Raw genomic sequence first — 3,274 nt, 5'->3', positions numbered from 1 at the left:
TATATATCCTACACCTAAGCCTAACAGCATGCCAAGTATATTATGTATACCAACAACTATTAGTGTTTCTATGCCAGAAATTAAAAGTTTATCTCTATTAACAGCGATAATAGCTGCTATTAATAATATTATAGCAATCATAGAAACAATAGGACTTACACTAGTTAATGTATTAATCCGTGACTTACATACATATTGGATGATTGTACCTAACAATATGGGAACTATAATTACTTTTACCATAGTTATTATCATTGGTAATAATGCCACATTTACCCATGTACCTCCAATATATAGGATTAGTAAAGGCGTTACAATGGGGGCTATTAATGTTGATGTAATCGTCATTCCTACTGAAAGTGGAACATCACCTCTAGCAATGTACGTTATGACATTGCTGGCGGTTCCACCTGGGCAACAACCAACTAATATAACACCGATTGCTAAGTCAGGCGGTAAATTGAAAATATGGCAGATGCCCCAAGCTAATAAAGGCATTATAGTATATTGAGCAAGTACACCTATACAAATATCTTTTGGTTTTCTGAGAATACTACACAAATCTTCAAATTTAATAGTTAGTCCCATCCCAAACATAGCGATGCCAAGTAAAAATGGTGTATACGCTATGGCCCAAGCAAAATATGAAGGCACTATATAAGCAATACAAGAAAAGCCTATGATTAGTATCATTAAGTATTTGGATATTAACTGATTTAGTGTTACTAGTTGATTCATAACCTCTCCCCCTAGTTTGGATCATAGGAGAAGTTATCTATGAGTCGTGTAGTACCAATATATACGGCCATAGCAACTAGTACAGGTGAATTAACCACTTGAACAGGTTGCATAGAATAAGCATCTACAACTGAAATATAGTCAATTTTAGCAAGAGGTTCTGACTGTATAATTTCTGTCATAGTATTAATAACACTATCCACAGAACAACCTGGTGTAATAGATTCTTTACCTTTTTGGATAGATTTATATAATATAGTTGCTGCCTTACGCTCTTCAGTAGATAAATATGTATTGCGAGAAGATTTTGCTAATCCATCTTGTTCACGTACAATAGGAACGCCAATGATATTTACAGGAAAGTTTAAATCAAAAACCATTTTACGTATACTAGCTAATTGTTGAGCATCCTTTTCACCAAAATATGCATTTGTAGGCTGGATAATATTGAAGAATTTAGCTACCACAGTACAAACACCTTTAAAGTGAATTGGTCTACGAATACCACATAATGTATTAGATAAATCAACAATATCTACAAAAGCCTTTTTATCTTGATACATTTCTTCTGGGCTAGGTGTAAATATGAGGTCAACACCATGTGATTCGCATAGCTTTTTATCGCTATTAATATCACGCGGATAGGTGCTTAAGTCTTCATTCTCTCCAAATTGAATGGGATTTACGAAAATGGAGACAATTACCTTATCATTATTCTTTCTAGCTTGATCTATTAAAGAAGCATGTCCGTCGTGTAAAAATCCCATAGTTGGTACATACCCAATGGAATATCCTTCTTTTTTCCATTTACTAATCGTATTGCGTACATTTTCAATTGTAAGTACATGTTCCATAGTGATTCCTCCGTTTATTGTAAATACGAAGATAGTCCTATACAGTCTACTGTAATTCGATCAATAACAATTAATCTTGATCAACTAATAAACCATGTTTTTCATAGTTTTTTATATGACTTATCTTGTTGTTTGTATCTACAAATACAACGAGAGGCTTATGGCTCTCAACTTCAGATTCATTTAACTGCGCATAACACATGATAATAATTTTATCATGTACTTGTACATGCCGTGCAGCAGCTCCATTTAAACATATAACACCACTACCGGCTTCTCCGGCTATAGTATATGTGCTAAATCGTGCTCCATTATTAATATTTACAATTTGAACTTGTTCATATTCTCGTATTCCAGATGCACTCAAAAGATCTGTATCAATAGTAATGCTCCCTACGTAATCAAGTTCTGCTTGCGTCACAGTGGCTCTGTGAATTTTACCTTTTAACATTGTTAGTTCCATGTTAAACTCCTTGTGTTTTAATGTAACCGCCTCATGGTCGATTCGAAATATCACAAATTGTTGTTTATCATGAATTAACAGTAGACTAGAGTATAGTTAAAAATACTATCTCCAGTGAAATTATACCACAATAAAAAATTTATATATTACATTTTTGGTTATTGTTGTATAACTATTAGTAACAAATAGAAAAATTATAAAACAAAACCAGTAGCTACATAGTAGTTACTGGTTTTATCGTTATTAATATTTTATTGTAAATATTCCGTTAATGCTTTATCGATATATGCGGCTTCATCAGCAGTTGGCTCACACATCGGTAAATTAAATATACCAGCTGGCAAACCAATTTTACGAGCTGCATATTTTACAGGAATTGGATTTGTAGTGATAAACATTGCTTTAACAATCTCAGATAAGCCTTGATGAAGACGAATTGCTTCATGGTTATGACCAGCTTCAAAAGCTTGGATCATAGCATTCATATCTTTACCAGCCACATGGGATACTACGGAGACTACCCCACATCCCCCAACAGCTAACATCGGCAATGTAAGACCATCATCACCACTATATACCATGAAGTCATCTCCAGGCATTAAGCGTTTGATTTCAGATGCAATCATCAAGTTACCGCTTGCTTCTTTGACGGCACATACGTGAGGATATTCATTATGTAATTGCACCAACGTAGTTGGGAAAATACCCGTCCCAACACGACTTGGAACATTATATACCATAATTGGTAATGTAGTAGCTTCCGCAATAGCTTTAAAATGTAAATATTGACCTTGTTGGTTAGGTTTATTGTAGTAAGGTACTACCACTAATAAACCATCAATACCTTCGATTTTAGATACTTCTTTTACAAATTCTACAGAGGCTTTTGTATCGTTAGTACCAACATTGGCAATAATTGTACCTTTATGGCCACATTCTTTAGCTATAGCATTAAATAAAGCTAATTTATCTTCTTTAGACATAGTAGGATTTTCACCTGTTGTACCACATACAACAAGACCATCCGAACCATTATCTAATAAATGATTGGCAATAGTCACACAATTTTCAATATTAACGGATCCATCACTATTAAAGGATGTCACCATAGCGGTTAACACTCGACCAAAGGTTTTCATATCTGTCCTCCCCTGGAAAGATTAAAATGCTTGTTTTTCCACCAAGTACTCAGCAATTTGCAATGCATTAAGTGCTGCAC

General features: G+C 34.2%; 4 protein-coding genes. All 4 read right to left on the bottom strand.

Going from position 1 to position 3,274, the window contains the following annotated elements:
• Positions 1-738 (bottom strand): bile acid:sodium symporter family protein (locus Q0F90_RS08380; protein ID WP_296004709.1); only part of this gene is annotated, 738 nt, incomplete at its 3' end.
• An 11-nt stretch (positions 739-749) separates the two neighbouring features.
• A complete protein-coding gene (panC, locus tag Q0F90_RS08375; protein WP_296004707.1) occupies positions 750-1,592 on the bottom strand; it encodes a pantoate--beta-alanine ligase in 843 nt (280 codons plus the stop codon).
• Between the two features lie 70 nt (positions 1,593-1,662).
• Positions 1,663-2,055 (bottom strand): aspartate 1-decarboxylase, encoded by a 393-nt coding sequence (gene panD, locus Q0F90_RS08370; RefSeq protein WP_296004705.1) that lies wholly within the window; start codon positions 2,053-2,055, stop codon positions 1,663-1,665.
• A gap of 251 nt (positions 2,056-2,306) precedes the next feature.
• The gene (gene dapA, locus Q0F90_RS08365) at positions 2,307-3,194 is read right to left on the bottom strand and encodes a 4-hydroxy-tetrahydrodipicolinate synthase (protein WP_296004703.1); all 888 of its coding nucleotides are present in this window, start codon (positions 3,192-3,194) and stop codon (positions 2,307-2,309) included.
• Positions 3,195-3,274 lie beyond the last annotated feature (80 nt).

The sequence above is a fragment of the uncultured Veillonella sp. genome (assembly GCF_934190855.1).
Classification (GTDB): domain Bacteria; phylum Bacillota; class Negativicutes; order Veillonellales; family Veillonellaceae; genus Veillonella.
The sequence above is the reverse complement of the archived record's forward strand: the minus strand, read 5'-3'. Positions and strand labels throughout refer to the sequence as shown.